19 protein-coding genes are annotated in these 16828 nt (G+C 67.1%); 14 read left to right on the forward strand and 5 right to left on the reverse strand.

Annotation, left to right across the window (positions count from 1 at the left end; translation table 11 throughout):
- The first annotated feature begins 2 nt into the window (after positions 1-2).
- Positions 3-788, forward strand: a complete 786-nt coding sequence (locus MHZ91_RS16070; protein ID WP_239214556.1) for an NRDE family protein — start codon at positions 3-5, stop codon at positions 786-788.
- A 142-nt stretch (positions 789-930) separates the two neighbouring features.
- Positions 931-1365, forward strand: a complete 435-nt coding sequence (locus MHZ91_RS16075; RefSeq protein ID WP_175121766.1) for a carboxypeptidase-like regulatory domain-containing protein — start codon at positions 931-933, stop codon at positions 1363-1365.
- Between the two features lie 61 nt (positions 1366-1426).
- Here MHZ91_RS16075 and MHZ91_RS16080 read toward each other — a convergent pair whose 3' ends face one another.
- Complete coding sequence (locus tag MHZ91_RS16080; RefSeq protein WP_056560668.1) at positions 1427-1801, reverse strand: MAPEG family protein; 375 nt, start codon at positions 1799-1801, stop codon at positions 1427-1429.
- Positions 1802-2066: 265 nt separating this feature from the next.
- On the opposite strand from MHZ91_RS16080, the gene MHZ91_RS16085 reads away from it, so the two are divergent.
- A complete protein-coding gene (locus tag MHZ91_RS16085) occupies positions 2067-2903 on the forward strand; it encodes a CPBP family intramembrane glutamic endopeptidase (RefSeq protein WP_239214558.1) in 837 nt (278 codons plus the stop codon).
- 12 nt (positions 2904-2915) lie between these two features.
- Here the strand turns inward: MHZ91_RS16085 and MHZ91_RS16090 are convergent, their stop codons facing one another.
- The 4 genes from MHZ91_RS16090 to arfB form a co-directional block, all read right to left on the reverse strand.
- Positions 2916-3971 (reverse strand): alkene reductase, encoded by a 1056-nt coding sequence (locus tag MHZ91_RS16090; protein WP_175121768.1) that lies wholly within the window; start codon positions 3969-3971, stop codon positions 2916-2918.
- A gap of 51 nt (positions 3972-4022) precedes the next feature.
- The gene (locus MHZ91_RS16095) at positions 4023-4370 is read right to left on the reverse strand and encodes a helix-turn-helix transcriptional regulator (protein WP_056560656.1); all 348 of its coding nucleotides are present in this window, start codon (positions 4368-4370) and stop codon (positions 4023-4025) included.
- A 69-nt stretch (positions 4371-4439) separates the two neighbouring features.
- Complete coding sequence (locus MHZ91_RS16100; protein ID WP_239214560.1) at positions 4440-5162, reverse strand: DUF2238 domain-containing protein; 723 nt, start codon at positions 5160-5162, stop codon at positions 4440-4442.
- Positions 5163-5170: 8 nt separating this feature from the next.
- Positions 5171-5587, reverse strand: a complete 417-nt coding sequence (gene arfB / locus MHZ91_RS16105; protein ID WP_175121770.1) for an alternative ribosome rescue aminoacyl-tRNA hydrolase ArfB — start codon at positions 5585-5587, stop codon at positions 5171-5173.
- Positions 5588-5788: 201 nt separating this feature from the next.
- Between arfB and queE the strand changes: the two genes are divergently transcribed.
- The 11 genes from queE (at position 5789) to MHZ91_RS16160 (ending at position 16742) form a co-directional block, all read left to right on the forward strand.
- The gene (gene queE, locus MHZ91_RS16110; RefSeq protein ID WP_239214562.1) at positions 5789-6421 is read left to right on the forward strand and encodes a 7-carboxy-7-deazaguanine synthase; all 633 of its coding nucleotides are present in this window, start codon (positions 5789-5791) and stop codon (positions 6419-6421) included.
- A 28-nt stretch (positions 6422-6449) separates the two neighbouring features.
- Positions 6450-6893, forward strand: a complete 444-nt coding sequence (gene queD / locus MHZ91_RS16115; RefSeq protein ID WP_175121772.1) for a 6-carboxytetrahydropterin synthase QueD — start codon at positions 6450-6452, stop codon at positions 6891-6893.
- Positions 6894-7045: 152 nt separating this feature from the next.
- The gene (locus MHZ91_RS16120) at positions 7046-7519 is read left to right on the forward strand and encodes a MarR family winged helix-turn-helix transcriptional regulator (protein ID WP_175121773.1); all 474 of its coding nucleotides are present in this window, start codon (positions 7046-7048) and stop codon (positions 7517-7519) included.
- Positions 7516-9567: an FUSC family protein gene (locus MHZ91_RS16125; RefSeq protein ID WP_239214565.1), complete on the forward strand. Its 2052-nt coding sequence runs from the start codon at positions 7516-7518 to the stop codon at positions 9565-9567. Before MHZ91_RS16120 ends, MHZ91_RS16125 begins: the two co-directional genes overlap by 4 nt.
- On the forward strand, positions 9564-9776 hold the full coding sequence (locus tag MHZ91_RS16130) for a DUF1656 domain-containing protein (RefSeq protein WP_175121775.1): 213 nt from the start codon (positions 9564-9566) through the stop codon (positions 9774-9776). The genes MHZ91_RS16125 and MHZ91_RS16130 overlap by 4 nt, the downstream gene beginning before the upstream one ends.
- A 2-nt stretch (positions 9777-9778) precedes the next feature.
- Positions 9779-10693: an HlyD family secretion protein gene (locus MHZ91_RS16135; protein ID WP_239214567.1), complete on the forward strand. Its 915-nt coding sequence runs from the start codon at positions 9779-9781 to the stop codon at positions 10691-10693.
- 66 nt (positions 10694-10759) lie between these two features.
- Positions 10760-12181, forward strand: a complete 1422-nt coding sequence (locus MHZ91_RS16140; protein ID WP_239214570.1) for an efflux transporter outer membrane subunit — start codon at positions 10760-10762, stop codon at positions 12179-12181.
- A gap of 156 nt (positions 12182-12337) precedes the next feature.
- Positions 12338-13171, forward strand: a complete 834-nt coding sequence (locus MHZ91_RS16145) for a hypothetical protein (RefSeq protein ID WP_239214573.1) — start codon at positions 12338-12340, stop codon at positions 13169-13171.
- Between the two features lie 13 nt (positions 13172-13184).
- Positions 13185-14909, forward strand: coding sequence for a thiamine pyrophosphate-binding protein (locus MHZ91_RS16150; protein WP_239214574.1), 1725 nt, complete (start codon positions 13185-13187; stop codon positions 14907-14909).
- Positions 14910-14968: 59 nt separating this feature from the next.
- A complete protein-coding gene (locus MHZ91_RS16155; protein WP_175121780.1) occupies positions 14969-15946 on the forward strand; it encodes a tripartite tricarboxylate transporter substrate binding protein in 978 nt (325 codons plus the stop codon).
- A 1-nt stretch (position 15947) separates the two neighbouring features.
- The gene (locus MHZ91_RS16160; protein ID WP_175136681.1) at positions 15948-16742 is read left to right on the forward strand and encodes an SDR family NAD(P)-dependent oxidoreductase; all 795 of its coding nucleotides are present in this window, start codon (positions 15948-15950) and stop codon (positions 16740-16742) included.
- Positions 16743-16828 lie beyond the last annotated feature (86 nt).

The raw sequence follows: 16828 nt of genomic DNA on the forward strand, positions 1-16828 counted from the left end.
TCATGTGTCTTGCCGTACTGGCTCTGCATACGCTGCCCGGCATCCCTGTGCTGATCGCCGCGAACCGCGACGAATTTCATGCGCGCCCCACCCTTCCCGCGGCGCAATGGCCCGACGCGCCAGCCATCTACGCCGGGCGCGATGGTCAGGCGGGCGGCACCTGGATGGGCGCAACCGTTCAGGGGCGCTATGCGTTGGTCACCAACTTCCGCGAGCCCGGCCGGCATCTGGACAACGCCCCTTCGCGCGGCGCGCTGGTCGAGGACTTTCTGCGCGGCGAAATGACGCCGCAGGCCTATCTTGAGACGGTGCACGCCATGGACCAGGCGTACAACGGCTTCAATCTGATCGTGGGCGACACGCGGCAGGCGTGGTATCTGAGCAATCGCGACGGCGGACCGCGTGCGTTGGACCCCGGCATCTACGCCCTGTCCAACCATCTGCTGGACACGCCCTGGCCCAAACTGGCGCGCACGAAGGCGGCGTTCTCGGCCGTGCTGGAACATCCGTCGCAGCCCGACCTGCCCGCGCTGTTTACCGCGCTTGGCGACCGCAGCCCGGCGGACGACGCCGACCTGCCGGCCACCGGCCTGCCCTTGGCGCGCGAACGCCTCTTGAGCAGCCCGTTCATTGTCAGCCCGGAATATGGCACGCGCAGTTCCAGCGTCATGGCGCTGCACAGCGACGGCGCCGGCGAACTGGAGGAACGGCGGTCCGCCCCGGACGGCTCGGTCAGCGGCGTCAGCCACCTGACGTTTTCCTGGCAAACGGTCGGCGGCGGCGTTTGATGCGCGGCGCTTGATACAAACGGTTGATTTCCGAGGCGGACGGACGCGAACTCGCCTTGCGCGCGCACGTCGAATGGTTGCAAGCTACCGGCGGAGGCAGCCACAACGCGCTGCCACGCCGGTTTTTCTGCAGGAGAACTCCATGAACAAACGTTTTGAACGCTGCACGATCGCCGCCGCCATGACCCTGGGCACCTTTGCTTTAGCGGGTGTCCTGTCCACCGCCCAAGCAGCCATGCCGCCCGTGCAGCACCAGGGCGCTATCGAATATGTCAGCGGCGGCATCGGCATTGACGAATCCGAATCCATGAAAGCCGCGTCCAGCAGTTATCCGCTGGCATTGACCTTTGCTGCGCAACGCGGCGGCAAGGCCGATTATGTCGCCGACGTGACCGTCGCGATCCGGGATGCGCAGGGCAAGGCCGTGTTGCAGACGACCGCGCAGGGGCCCTACATGCTGGTGAAGCTGCCGGCGGGCAACTACCGCATCTCGGCCACGTTTGATGGCAAGGCGCAGGAGCGCGAGGTCACCGTGCAAGGCTCGGGCACCGCGCGCGCCATGTTCGAGTGGAAGTGATGGCGCTGAGGCGCGGCTGATACGGCCGCGCCCCCTATCCTGTTCAAAGGCGCCGGACGCGTCAGACGCCCGCGAACAGGATCGCAATGACAAAGCCCACGCCCGCCGTCCAGACCAGCGAGCGCAGCGCGCCCCAGTTCGCCAGGTACATCGCCAGATAGCCCAGCCGCGTGCCCAGCCAGCACGCCATCAGCGTCGCGACGTGCGCGGGGGACGCCTGGTTATACAGCGCAAACAGCACGGCGGCGTAGAAGAACGGCAGCGCCTCGAAGGTGTTGACCTGCGCGGCGTTGGCCCGCGCGCGCCACCCCTCCTGCCGGGCCAGCCAGGCCCGCGGATCGTTGTTGTCGAATTTCTTGCCGCCTGCCTTGGCGATGATCGTGGACACGAACGGCAGCAGCGCCGCCGCCAACATCAACCACGCGATTGTCTTCATTCCTGACTCCATTGCTGGCGGCTTGATGTCCGCCGGACGCGCGGGGCGTGTGCCGCCGCTGCCGCATGGTCGCCTGAAAAGCGGGGGAAGGCAAAGGCGCTATGGGGGCTCGGGCGGCACGAGTGGCACCGCCGGCGTTGGAGCTGAAGTTGGCGTTGGCGTTGGCCGCATCAACCTCGCCGGCGTCGAAAGCGCCAAGGTTGGCGAAGACCGCGCTTACACTCGGTCCTTTGCGATTGCCGCCCGCCTGTCGATGCCGCCTGTCATGCCTTGGTTTGCCCTGTTCCTGGCCGCCGCCTTGCTATGGCCGCCCTGCACGCGCCGCTGGGCGCTTGCCCCGCTGGCGGTGACATGGGCCTGGGCATTGGCCGACGGATCGGTCGACCTCGTTGCGCTCGCATGGCCCGCGTTGCTGCTGATTGCCGCGGCGCTGGTGCGATCCCACGCGGGGCCGGCCGCGCGCATGGCCGGGCACGGACTCTTCGTGATCCTGGCCGTGCTGCTCTTTGCACATCTGCTGCCCGGGTTTCACAACCTGCGCGTGATTGATCCCGCGCCGCTCAGTCCGGATGCAGTTCCTTTCAGCATGTACCTGAATCTGGACAAACCGCTCGTGGGCTTCTGGGTGGTGCTGGCGCTGGCGCCGCCCATGGCCGCGGCCCATGCGCGTCTGACCATGCAGGCGGCGATCCTCGCCTGCGCAGCCGCGGTGGCGGTCTGCCTGGGATTGGCGCTGGCGCTGGGCGTGGTGGCATGGGCGCCAAAATGGCCGGCGTCAGGCTGGATCTGGCTGATCAACAACGCCTTGCTGGTGACGCTGGCGGAAGAGGCGCTGTTCCGAGGTTATGTGCAGCAACGCCTGGCGCAGTGGTGGCGCCATCGCGCATGGGGCGCGTGGGCGGCGATGGCCGTGGCGGCCTTGCTGTTCGGATTGGCCCATTACGCGGGCGGTTGGCAGTGGATGCTGCTGGCTGGTCTGGCGGGTACGGCGTATGGCGCGGCCTATCGTTACGGCGGTTTGGGCGCCGCCGTGCTGGCGCATCTGGGCTTGAACGCGGCGCACTTCGGATTGTTCACCTATCCGATGCGCGCCGCGTTCTGAAAGGCCGCCGCTTCAGGCCGCCAGCGCCGGATAGTCCGTATACCCTTCAGGTCCCGAGGCGTAGAAGGTAGCCGGATTCGGCGTATTCAGCGGGGCCTTGCGCGCCAGGCGCTCGGCCAGGTCGGGCGTGGCGATGTACGGCACGCCAAACGCCACGGCGTCCACCTTGCCGGCCGCAATGGCGGCCTCGGCGGTGTCGCGCGTGTAGCCTTCGTTGCCGATATAAACGCCGCCGAACTCGGCCTTGATCATCGGCGCCAGGCTGTCGGGCGCTTCGTGTTCGCGGGCGCAAATGAAGGCGATGCCGCGCTTGCCCAATTCACGCGCCACGTAGCCGAACAGACCCGGCAGATCCGAATCACCCATGTCGTGGGCATCGGCGCGCGGCGACAGATGTACGCCGACGCGGCCCGCGCCCCACACCGCCACGCAGGCGTCGACCACTTCCAGCAGCAGCCGCGCGCGGTTTTCGATGGAACCGCCGTATTGGTCCGTGCGGTGGTTGGTGCTGTCCTGCAGGAACTGGTCCAGCAGGTAGCCGTTGGCGGCATGCACCTCGACGCCGTCAAAACCCGCTTCCTTCGCCATCTTCGCCCCGTGGCGGTAGGCTTCGACCACGCCGGGGATCTCTTCGGTTTCCAGCGCGCGCGGCGTCACGTATTCGCGCTTGGGGCGGACGTGGCTGACGTGGCCCTTGGCGGCGATGGCGCTGGGCGCGACCGGCAGTTCGCCGTCCAGGAACATCGGGTCGGAAATGCGGCCCACGTGCCAGAGCTGCGCGACGATCAGGCTGCCCTTGCCGTGCACGGCGTCAACCACCTTGCGCCACCCCTTGACCTGCTCCGGCGACCAGAGCCCAGGCGTGTCGGCATAGCCCACGCCCTGCGGCGTGACCGCCGTGGCTTCCGTCAGGATCAGGCCGGCGCCCGAACGCTGGGTGTAATACTCGACCATCAGGTCATTCGGCACGCGGCCGGCGCTGGCGCGTTGGCGCGTCAGCGGCGCCATCACGACGCGGTTGCGCAGGGTCAGGTCGCCGACTTTCAGCGGTTCAAACAGGGGGTTCATGCAAAATCCTTTCGTCCCGGCAATGGGGCGCTTGCGGGTATGGCAGACGGGCTACATATCCAGATTCAATTGCCGCAGAAATGCGGCAATCACGGGTTCATTGCGACGGAAAAAGACCCACTGCCCCACCTTGGTCGCCGAAATCAGGCCGGCGCGCTGCAACACGGCCAGATGCGACGAGACCGTCGACTGGGACAGACCGCAGCGATCATCGATGTGGCCCGCGCACACCCCGTGTTCGAAGGTGTGGCCCGGGCGCTCCTCGAAATACGCGTGCGGCGTCTTCAGCCAGGCCAGGATGTCGCGGCGAACCGGATTGGCCAGCGCCTTGAGGATGGCGTCGGCGTCGATCGCGGGTTGCGCGGCGTTCTGGTCGGAGGGTGAGGAAGTTGCGGTCATATTGGTATATCGCAATTTATCGAATCATATATCGGGTTTATCCGATATATCGTCATGCCCCTGTTGCAATCAAGGATTTCGGGCGCCGGTCGTGCGGTCCTGCGGCAGGCTATCTGGCCGGCGGCCCTCCGGCTTCAGGCTATCGGCCCAGTCACGGGCAAGGTCGCGCTGCGCCTTCCAGTTGACCAGGGCCGTGATGGCCATGGCAATCACCGCGCCCAGCGCCGCCAGCGCCATGTCCTTCTGCGCGTCCCAGATGTCGCCCTGCGTGCCCAGGTAGGCCGCCCCCAGGTCACCGCCAAAGAACTCCGCGGCGCCCCACTCGATCAGTTCGTAGAGCGCCGAGGTCGACAGCGTCACGTCCATCGGCAGGAAGTACGCCCAAAAGCCGCGCACCTCGGCCACCCTCAGGAAGATCTCGCGGATCGGATAGGCCAGCAGCAGCCCATACGAAAAATGCACGACGCGGTCGAAATTGTTGCGTTCCCACCCGAGCACGCTGTTCAGGGTGCGGCCGGTCAAGGCGCGCCACCAGTCGTCGTACGGCACGAGCGAATACGTGTAGTGCGCGCCCACCGTGTGCAAGCACAGGAACAGAAAGATCAGCGTGTATGACACCCGCGAAAACACGAACGCCCGCCGCGTGGCAAACAGCACGGCGCCCAATCCCAGCACCAGCGCGTTCTCCAGCGCCCAGGCCGAGCGGTCATGCGGATTGATGGCCAGCGCCACCCAGATGACGGCAAACACGCCGGCCAGCGTGACCAGATAGCGGCGGCGCGCGTCGGCCATGGTGCGTCCTAGTCGCCCTGCACCCGGCCGCGCAGCCGCTTGACCTCGCCATGCAGCACCTTGCGCTGCACGCGGCGGCGTTGCGACGAGCGCGTCGGCTTGGTGGGGCGGCGCGGCTTGTCGACCTGGATGGCTGACCGCACCATGCCCACCAGCCGTTCGATGGCCTCGGCACGGTTCTTTTCCTGGCTGCGGAAGGATTGCGACTTGATGACGATCACGCCCTCTTTCGAGATGCGGTGGTCGTTGACGGCGCACAACGCATCCTGCACCTCGGGCGGCAGGCGGGAAGCGCGCACATCGAAGCGCAGGTGGACGGCGCTGGACACCTTGTTGACGTTCTGCCCGCCCGCGCCCTGGGCGCGAATCATGGTGAAGGTCAGGTCGCGCTCGTCGATGAAAAGCGAATCTTGGACGTGAAACATAGGCGGGAAGTCTACAGGGCCGGCCGTCTTCCTGCACCCGGCGGTTGAAACCGCTGGATCCGCGGTTTGGCGCCACACAGCGGCCATGCGCCGCCCGGCGGCGGACCCGTCTTGCAGGGTCTTTCGGCGGATATCGGCCGCGCCAAGTAAAATAGTGCGCTTTTGCTCGAATTCCGTGGCGCCCTGCCGCCCGCATCTCCTATGACTTACTCCGCCAAAGAAATCTTCAAGACCCTGCAAGGCGAAGGCGCCCACGCAGGCCGCGCGGCGGTATTCTGCCGGTTTGCGGGCTGTAATCTGTGGACCGGCCGCGAGAGCGACCGCGCCAGCGCCGCCTGCACCTTCTGTGACACCGATTTCATCGGCACCGACGGCGACGGCGGCGGCAAGTTCGCCACGGCCGAATTGCTGGCCGACGCCATTGCCGAGGCCTGGGGCCCAGACGCCGGCAACCGCTACGTAGTCTTTACGGGCGGCGAGCCGCTGCTGCAACTGGACGCGCCGCTGCTCGACGCGATCCACGCCCGCGGCTTTACCGTCGCCATCGAAACCAACGGCACGATCAAGCCGCCTGCCGGCATCGACTGGATCTGCGTCAGCCCCAAGGGTACGGCCCCGGTCGTGATCGAACGCGGCAATGAGCTCAAGCTGGTCTATCCGCAGCTCAACGCCCTGCCCGACGCTTTCGCACATCTGGATTTCGAGCATTTCTTCCTGCAACCCATGGACGGACCGGCGCGCGCAGCCAACACCGAGCAGGCCGTTCAATACTGCATGCAGCATCCGCAATGGCGGCTCAGCTTGCAAACCCACAAATACATAGGCATTCCATGATTTACCCCCACGCCTTGCGGAGCACGCGATGATTTCCGTGACCCGCAGGCTCGAGTTCGACGCCGGCCACCGCATCCCCGACCACCGCAGCCAGTGCCGCAATCTGCACGGCCACCGCTATGTGCTGGAAATCACGCTGACGGGTGACATCGTGCAGGCGCCCGGCGAGTCCGACAACGGCATGGTCATGGACTTCTCCGAGATCAAGCAAATCGCCAAGACCCACATCGTGGACGTCTGGGACCATGCGTTCCTGGTCTACGAAGGCGACGACGCCGTGCGCGGCTTTCTGGATACCCTGCCCGGCCACAAGACCGTCGTGCTGGACCGGATTCCCACCGCTGAAAACCTGGCCACCATCGTTTTCGAGACGCTGGCGCCGCAATACCACGGCCATTACGGCGCCGAACTGCGCCTGACGCGCGTGCGTCTGTACGAAACGCCGAACTGCTGGGCCGACTGCAACGGTTGATCCCCGATAGCGCATGAAGGCGGGCTTCGGGCCCGCCTTCAGTTTTCCACCCACGGAAAACCGCACCGCCATCTTCCCAATTGAAAGAATCTATCGCGATAGTCGCCATTTTCAATCATTAGTAAGCTAATAGATAGGATACAATCGAATTCATGCTTACTCCATCCGACTCCCAGCTCATGGCCACCACCGCCAACCTGATGGTGCTGTCGCGCGCCTACCGCGGCGCCGCCGATAAAGCGCTCGCCGACTACGGCCTTTCTCAAGCGACTGCGTGGCCCGTCATTCTGGCCGGCCGTCTTGGCGACGGAGTTCGCCAAGGCGCGCTGGCCGAAGCTTTGGGCGTCGAAGGCCCCTCCCTTGTGCGCGTGCTGGATCAACTGGTGGCCGCCGGCCTGATGGAACGGCGCGAAGACCCCCACGATCGCCGCGCACGCACCCTGCACCTGACCGAAGCCGGCCACGCGCTGCGCGCGCAGGTCGAAGACGTGCTGGTTGAACTGCGCCGCCGCATCTTTCACGACGTCAGCGAATCCGATCTGCAAGCCTGCCTGCGCGTGTTCGACGCCATGAAGGTGTCGCTGGGCCGCAGCGGCGCCGGTGCGCAAGAGGACGCCCGGCCATGAAACTGCCCAACGTCCGCGAAACCATCTTCTCGCTCAAGAGCTACCTGAGCGCCATCATGGCGCTCTATCTGGCTTACAGCATTGGTTTGCCGCGTCCGTTCTGGGCCATGACCACCGCCTACGTCGTGGCGCAGCCCTGGTCCGGCGCGGTGCGTTCCAAGGCGCTGTACCGTCTGGTCGGCACCTTCTTCGGGTCGGCGGCCACCGTGTACATGGTGCCGCGGCTGTCGAACTCGCCCGTCGTCATGACCGGCGCGATGGTGCTGTGGGTGGGCGCCTGCCTGTACATGTCGGTGCTGGACCGCACGCCGCGGTCCTATCTGTTCATGCTGGCCGGCTACACCGCCGCGATGATCGGCTTTCCCAGCGTCACCGACCCTTCCCTGGTGTTCGACACGGCGCTGGCGCGTGTCGAGGAAATCAGCCTGGGCATCGTGTGCGCCACGCTGATCCACAGCATCGTGCTGCCGCGCGGCCTGGCACCCGCGCTGACGCTGCAATTGGACAAAGCCGTGCGCGATGCGCGCAACTGGATGCACGACACGCTCAGCGGCAAGACGGCCGAACAGCGCGACAAGGACCGCCGCGAGCTGGCCAACGACATCACGCAACTGCGCCTCTTATCCACGCACGTTCCCTTCGACACCAGCAACCTGCGCTGGACCGCGGGCGCCGTGCGCGCCATGCAGGACCAAATCGCGGCGCTGACGCCGGCCGTGTCCGCCGTCGAAGACCGCATGCGCGCCTTGCAGGCCAATGGCCAGCCGCTGTCCGAACCCGTGCAGTCGCTGCTTGCCGATATCTCGGAATGGATCAACGCCGGCCCGCAGGCCTCGCACGAAACCGCCGTCCAGTTGCGCGCCGCCGTGACGCGGCTGACGCCCGGCATCGACAGCCGCTCCACGTGGCGCGACGCGCTGCTGGCCAGCCTGATGGCGCGCCTGCGCGAACTGATCGACACCTATGACGAATGCCTGGCGCTGCGCCGTGACATCCGGGCCGGGCTGCAGGGCGCGCCGGTTCGCGCCCCGCGCACGACACGCGATCCGAACTCGGCGCTGCACCGCGACCACGGCATGGCGCTGCTGTCGGCGCTGGCCGCGGCGCTGGCGATTTCGGTCTGCTGCCTCTTCTGGATCGGCACGGCCTGGAGCAACGGCGCCACCGCCGCGCTGATGGCCGCGATCTTCAGCTGCTTCTTTGCGTCGCAGGACAATCCCGTGCCGGGCATCATGCAGTTCCTGACCTACACGGTGTATTCCATTCCGCTGTCGGCGCTGTATCTGCTCGGCATCATGCCGGCCATCCATTCGTTCGAGATGCTGGCGCTGTCCATGCTACCGACCGCCTTCGTGCTGGGCGTGTTTATTGCCCGCCCGGCCAGCACCGGCAAGGCCATGGCCATGCTGTTCGGGTTCCTGGGCACCATGGCGCTGCAGGACACCAACACCGCCGACGTCGTGTCGTTCATCGACACGCAGGTTGCGCAGTGCATGGGCGTGGCCACGGCCGCGATCATTGCCGCCATCTTCCGCACCGTCAGCGTCGATTGGAGCGCGCGCCGCATCCAGGCCGCCAACTGGAAGGAACTGGCGACGCTGGCCAGCTCGCCCCGCGCGCCTTCGCGCCATACCTACACCGCCCGCATGCTGGACCGCATCGGCCTGTTGCAGCCGCGCCTGGCGCTGGCCAAGCGGCCCGACGACCTGGTGGCCGCCGATGCGTTGAAGGACCTGCGCGTGGGCCGCGACATCACCGAGCTGCAGCGGGCCCGCCGCCATCTGCCGATGGCCGAGGCCACGATCCAGCCGGTGCTGAACAGCCTGGCGCAGTTCTTCAAGATCCGTTCGTCGGGCCGCATGCAGGACAAGACGCCGGAGTTCCTGGCGCAGATCGATCGCGCGCTGAGCAGTGTGGCCGCCACCCCGCAAGGCCCGCATGCGCGCGACCGCGCCGTGGTGGCGCTGGTCGGCATCCGCCGCGCCTTCTTTCCCGACGCGCCCGACTATCAACCCGCCCATCCGACCCTGGAGGGCCAAGCATCATGATTGGCGAATTCAATCTCTACGGCATTTATTTCCCCTGGCTGCTCGTGCTGGGCGTCGTCACCCTGGCCGTGGCCTGGGGCGTGCGCCGCGTGCTGGCGCGCGCCGGGCTGTATCGCCTGGTGTGGCACCCCGCGCTGTTTGACCTGGCGCTGTTCGTGGTGCTGCTGTACGGCGTCTCCCTCATTTCCCCTTATTTTCTTCAGAGATAGGTATGAAACTCCCCAATGCCCTTCGCCCTGCTGCTATCGGCAAGTTCGCTGTGACGGCTGTCGTCGTCGCCGCCGCCGTTTACGCCGGCTGGCAGCTTTGGGATCACTATGAAGTCGAACCCTGGACGCGCGATGGCCGCGTCAAGGCCTATGTCGTGCAGGTGGCGCCCGACGTCTCCGGCCTGGTGACCAGCGTGCCCGTGCACGATAACCAGGACGTGAAGGCCGGCGACCTGCTGTTCGAAATCGATCGCGCCCGCTTCCAGTTGGCGTTCGACCAGGCGCAGGCCTCGGTCCGTTCGCAGCAGGTGGCGCACGACCAGGCGCTGCGCGACGCCAAGCGCAACCGCTCGCTGGGCCAGCTTGTCGCGGCCGAAGCGGTGGAACAGAGCCAGACCAAGGTGCAGCAGACCGAAGCCGCGCTAGCGCAGGCGCAGGTGCAACTGAACACCGCCCGCCTCAATCTGGAACGCAGCCGCGTCGTGGCCGCCAGCGATGGCCGCATCACCAACCTGGACCTGCGCGCGGGCTCCTACGCCACCGCCGGCCACGGCGTGATGGCGCTGGTGGACGCCGGTTCGTTCTACGTCGAAGGCTACTTTGAAGAAACCAAGCTGCCCGGCATCCACGAAGGCGACCCGGTCACCGTGACGCTGATGGGCGAACCGCGTCACATCCGCGGCCACGTCGAAAGCATCGCTCTGGGTATCGCGGACCGCGACCGCAGCACCGGCGCCAACCTGCTTCCCAACGTGAACCCGACCTTCAACTGGGTCCGTCTTGCGCAGCGCATCCCGGTGCGCGTGAAGATCGACGAGGTGCCCGAAGGCGTACGCCTGGTCGCCGGCCAGACCGCCACGGTTTCGGTGGACGACCGCCCGGCCCAGACCGCCACCGCCGCGCCCCACGCGTCCTGACGGGACGCAGAACCACTTTTCTCCGGAAACTCCGCAATTTCTTATCGACGCCAAGCCGTACCTGCCATGAAAACCAGACTCCTCCTTCCGCTGACGCTGGCCCTCGCGCTGGCCGGATGCGCCTCCGTGGGCCCCGACTACAAGGTGCCGCCGGAGGCCGTCTCCCAGCGGCCGAGCGCGCAATCCTCCTTTATGGAGGCGCAGGCCGGCGTGTATCGGCAAGAGGAAGTCCCCGGCCACTGGTGGCGCCTGTACAACGACCCCGTGCTGGACGGGCTGGTGGAAAAGGCCCTGGCCGCAAACACCGACCTGCGCGTGGCCAGCGCCAATCTGGAACGCGCGCAGGCCGCGGTGCAGGAAACGAAGGCGCAACAACAGCCGACGATCGGCGTCAATGCTTCGCCCACGTTCGGCCACGTTTCCGGCTTGCAGGAACTGCAACCCGGCATCGATCCGCCCAATCGCTGGTCGTACTCCACCGGCGCCAGCGTGTCGTATCAGCTGGACCTTTTCGGCCAGATCCGCCGCGCCGTGGAAGCGTCCACCGGCGACGCGCAGGCCGCCCAGGCCGCCTATGACGCCACCCGCGTCACCGTCGCGGCCGAGACCGCGCGCGCCTACGCCAACATGTGCGCGGCGGGCATGCAGCTTGCCTCGGCGCAGCATTCCGTGCAGGTGCAGAAGGAGTCGGTCGACGCCGTCAGCCGCCTGCAACGCGCGGGACGCGGCACGGCGCTGGACGTCACACGGGCGCGCAGCCAGCTCGAACAATTGCAGGCCAATCTGCCGCCGTTCCAGGCGCAGCAACGCACCGCGCTGTACCGTCTGGCTGCATTGACCGGCCAGACGCCGGGCCAGATTCCGCAAGCCCTGCTGCAATGCGCCAGCGCCCCCAAGCTGACCGAAACCATCCCCGTCGGCGACGGCGCCGAACTGCTGCGCCGCCGTCCCGACATCCGTCAGGCCGAACGGACGCTGGCCGCCTCCACCGCCCGCATCGGCGTGGCCACGGCCGATCTGTACCCGAAGATCACGCTGGGCCTGTCCGCCGCGTCGGGCGGCCCGGCCGCCATGTTCGGCGATCGCGGCACGTTCAGCTGGAGCGTAGGCCCGCTGATCTCGTGGACCGTTCCCAACACCGGCGCCGCGCAGGCCCGCATCGCCGAAGCCGAAGCCAACACCAAGGCCGCGGCCGCGCGTTTCGACGCGGCCGTGCTGAACGCCTTGCGCGAAACCGAAAGCGCGCTGGTCGTCTATGCCCGCCAGCTGGACCGCGACACCGCCCTGCGCGCTGCCCGCGATCAAAGCGCCGAAGCGGCCTCGCAGGCGCGCCGCCTGTTCCAGTACGGCAAGACGGATTACCTGACCGTGCTGGACGCCGAGCGCACGCTGGCCAGCAATGAAAGCGCGCTCGCCGCATCGCAGGCGGATCTGAGCAGCGACCAGATTGCCTTGTTCCTGGCGCTGGGAGGCGGCTGGGAGAAGTAGCCCGCCAAAAATTGATTTCCATATTATGGGGATGACATTGATCTCCCCAAACCCCCGCCCCTAGAATCGTCTCAAGCCAATAACTACATCAGACGATTCGACGGCATCGCGCCGGCCATGCCAACGCGATACTCAAGGACGGGGACAATTCATAATATGGAACAACCTGCAAGCGCCGGCGACGCGCGCGTGCTGGACAGCATCACCAAGCTCACGCCGCAGGATGCCGGGCGCGTCGTGATTGCCGGGTCGCATGGCGGCAGCTATGCCGCCTACTGCGCGGCGCGCGGTGGCGTGCTGGCCGTCGTCTTGAACGACGCCGGCGTGGGCTGGATGCGTGCCGGCATTGCAGGCCTGGACGACCTGCAACGGTGGGGCGTGCCCGCCGCCACCGCAAGCTATCAAAGCTGCCGCATCGGCGATGGCGCGGACATGGCGCGGCACGGCGTCCTCAGCTTCGTGAACGCGCTGGCGCAAGACCTGGGCTGCAAACCGGGTATGCCAGTGGCCGAGGCCGCCTCGCGGCTGGCGCGCGCGTCGCGCAGCGCCCGTCCGCCCGCCGACGTCAAGGAATCCCGCACTGTATTCAAGACAGGCCCGGACGGCGCTCCGCTGGTGATCGGCGCTGACTCCGTCTCGCTGGTCGACTCCCGCGACGACGGTCTCATCGCCATCACGGCCTCGCACGGGGAGCGGCTGGCGGGCCTGCAATCGGACGGTGTCCGCGCGTCTCCGCGCCTCGTCACGTTCAACGACGCGGGCATCGGCAAGGACAGCGCCGGCATCGGCCGCCTGCCTTTGCTGGACCAACGCGGCATTGCCGCCTTGACCGTGTCCGCGCAAACCGCCCGCATCGGCGACGCCCGTTCCTGCTACGAGGAAGGGACCATTTCTTCTGCCAACGCCCGCGCCCGAAACCTGGGCTGCCGCGTCGGCACGCCGCTCAAAACCTTCATCGACGCCCTGCTGACCGGGCGCGACCCCAACTAGGAGCATCACCCGCATGTCCGAAAAACTGGAAATCACCGGCGGCGAAGCCATCGCCCGCATGTTCGCGGCGCACGACGTCGGCCTGATGTTCGGCATGGGCGGCTTTCAACTGCTGCCTTTCTATGACGCGGCGCGCCGCCTGAAGCTGAATCACAACCTGATCAACGACGAGCGCTGCGCGGTGTTTGCGGCCGACGCCTATACCAAGGTCAGCGGCCGTCCCGGCGTGTGCGACGCGACGCTGGGTCCGGGCGCGACCAATCTGGTTACCGGCCTGGCCGAAGCCTACAACGCCGGCACCGCGCTGGTCGCGCTGGTCGGCGACGCGCACCGGATGCACGCGTGGAAGAACATGACGCAGGAAGCCCGGCAACTGGAAGTGCTGCGCCCAGTCGTGAAAGACGTACTGCGCGTGGAGATGGTCGAGCGCATTCCTGAACTGGTGCGGCGCGCGTTTGCCGTGGCGACCAGCGGACGGCCCGGCCCCGTGGTGCTGGACGTGCCCGAGGACATCGCACACGCCGTCCATGCCTTTGACGCCGACGACTTTTATTCCAGCCCCAACTACCGGCGCTCGCCCGCGCTGCGCTGCCGGCCATCGGCCGAGGACGTGGCGCAAGCCGCCAGCATGCTGGCCGGCGCCGACCGCCCGCTGATGCTGTGCGGCGGCGGCGTACACATCAGCGATGCGGCCGAGACGGTCCAGGCCTTCGCCCGCAAGTTCGGCATCCCCGTCGCCCATACCATGAGCGGCAAGGGCGCGATCGCCTGCAACGACCCGCTGAACGCGGGGCTGTTCGGCCGCTACAGCCGCATTGCCAACGACCTGATCGCCAAGTCCGATTGCCTGTTCGTCGTCGGCTGCAAACTGGGCGAGGTGGCGACGCGCCGCTACGACCTGCTGGCCGCCGGCGCGCCGATCATTCATCTGGACATCGTGGCCGAGGAATTCGACCGCACCACCACGCCTGCCCTGCGGCTGTGGGGCGACGTGCGCGCCACGCTGGAAGATCTGGACACGCGCCTGGCCGCCCACGGCGAGCACGCACGCCAAAACTACGTGGACGAGGTCGGCCAGGCCATGCACGCATGGCGCGAATCCGTGAACGCCAAGCTGACGTCGGCCGACCGGCCCGTCGGCATGGCGCGGCTGCTGCACGAGATCAACGCCTCGCTGCCGGAAGACGGCATCCTGGTCGCGGACGGCGGCTTCGCGGCGCACTGGGGCGGCCTGCTGTTCGACACCAAGCGCGCGGGCCGCGGCTTCGTGCCGGATCGCGGCTTTGCTTCTATCGGCTACGGCATCCCCGGCGCCATCGGCGCAGCCGCGGCGGCGCCGGGACGCCAGGTGGTCAGCCTGACCGGCGACGGCGGCTGCAACATGTCGCTGGGCGAACTGGAAACCGCGGTGCGCATGAAGCTCGCCTTTACGCTCGTGGTGGTCAACAACGCGGCCTCCGGGTACATCAAGGCGCTGCAGCATCTGATGTACGGCGAAGGCAGCTACCAGTCTTCGGACCTGGTCGACACCAATTACGCCAATGTGGCGCGCGCGCTGGGCTGCCATGGCATCCGCGTCGAAGACCCCGCAGAGCTGCCGGCCGCGCTGGCAGAGGCGTATGCCTGCAAGGACCGTCCCACCATCCTGGACGTGGTGGTCACGCGCGACCCCGCGCACATGCTGCCGGGCGTGGACAGCCGGGCGGCCAAGATCAAGCCGGGTGACCGCATCGCCTGACGGCGGCGTGCAACGCCCGGTTCAAGACACAACAAAATCAAGCAAGGAGACAACCCATCATGAAGCGCAGAACCTGGATCAAGCTGGCGGCCGCCGCTGCAACGCTGTCGCTGGCGGGCGCCGCCGCGGCGCAGGCCACCTACCCCGACCGCCCCATCCGCCTGATCGTGCCCTTCCCGCCCGGCGGCACGTCCGACGTGGTCGGCCGCATCTTTGCCGAGGCGCTGGCCAAGCAGATCGGCCAGCCGGTCGTGGTGGAGAACCGGGGTGGCGCGGGCGGCACCGTCGGCAGCCGCGCCGTGGCCTCGGCCGCGCCGGACGGTTATACGCTTCTGCTGGGCACGTCCAGCACCAACGGCACCAACCCCGCCGTGTACAAGAACCTGCCCTACGACGCGGTGAAGGACTTCACGCCGGTCACGCAGATCATCCGCGTGCCGGGCGTGATCGTGGTGAACAAGAACTTTCCCGCCAAGGACTATGCGTCGTTCACCGCCTTGATCAAGGGCGCGCCCGGCAAGTATTCCTATGCCTCGTCGGGCAATGGCGGCGCCACGCACATGGCGATGGAATACTACAAGTCGCTGTCCGGCCTGGACATGATGCACGTGCCGTATCGCGGCACCGGACCCGCACTGAACGACGTGATCGCCGGTCAGGTGCCCATCCTGTGGGATACGGCGGCGTCGTCCATGGCGCACATCCAGTCGGGCAGTCTGCGCCCGATCGTGGTGGCCGCCAAATCGCGCCTGCCGCAATTGCCCGACGTGCCCACCTTTGCTGAAGTCGGCCTGCCCGATTACGACGCAGAAATGTGGAACGGCCTGCTGGCCCCCGCGGGCCTGCCGAAAGACGTGCTGGCCAAGCTGAACGACGCATCCCGCAAGGCGTTGGCCGACAAGGACGTGCAGGCCAAGTACGCGGGGGTTGGCGCGTATGTGGTCGCCGACAAGCCCGAGGCCTTTGCCGCGATGATCCAGGACGACGTGGCCAAGTGGAAGAAGGTGGCCGACTTCGCCCACATCTCGGCGGAATGACATGGGCGAGCGGCTGAAGGACAAGGTGGCGCTGGTGTTTGGCGCGGGGTCGTCGGGGCCGGGCTGGGGCAACGGCAAGGCCGCGGCGGCGCTGTATGCGCGTGAAGGCGCGCGGGTCTTCGCGGTGGACGTCAGGGAGGACGCCGCGCGCGAAACCTGCGCCATCATCGAGGCCGAAGGCGGCCGTTGCCAGGCGTTGACCGCCGACGTAACGGACTCCGCGCAGATCCAGGCCGCGGTTGCCGCCGTGCTGGCGGCCGCCGGACGCATCGACGTGCTGCACAACAACGTGGGCATCACCGAAATGGGCGATCCCATCGAGGCCAGCGAGGAAAGCTGGCATCGCGTGCTGGACACCAACCTGACCGGCGTGTTCCTGACCTGCAAGCATGTGCTGCCCGCCATGCTGGCGCAGGGCTCGGGCAGCATCGTCAACATTTCGTCGCTGGCGTCGATTCAGGTCAATTCGTATCCGTACACCTCGTACTACGCGGCCAAGGCGGGGCTGAACCATCTGACGCGGTCGCTGGCGGTGCGTTATGCGCCGGACAATATCCGCGTGAACGCCGTGCTGCCCGGCGTCATCGACACGCCGTTGATCTACAAGCAGATTGCGGGGCAATTCGACGATGTCGAGGAAATGCGGCGGCGGCGCAATGCCGCCAGTCCGATGGGGAGGATGGGGGATGCGTGGGACGTCGCCCACGCCGCGCTGTTCCTGGCGAGCGACGAGGCCAAGTACATCACCGGGGTGTGTCTGCCGGTAGACGGCGGCAAGGCCTGCGCGGGGCGTTGATGCGCGCGGGCGCGCGGCTTTTCGCCGAGGCGCCGGCTGCGCGGCGTTTCCCGACGAACCAGATGCAGGACTTCCGTTTGCCCGGC

Origin of the sequence: Achromobacter sp. ACRQX (genome assembly GCF_022346505.1) — a bacterium.
Classification (GTDB): Bacteria; Pseudomonadota; Gammaproteobacteria; order Burkholderiales; family Burkholderiaceae_B; genus Achromobacter; species Achromobacter animicus.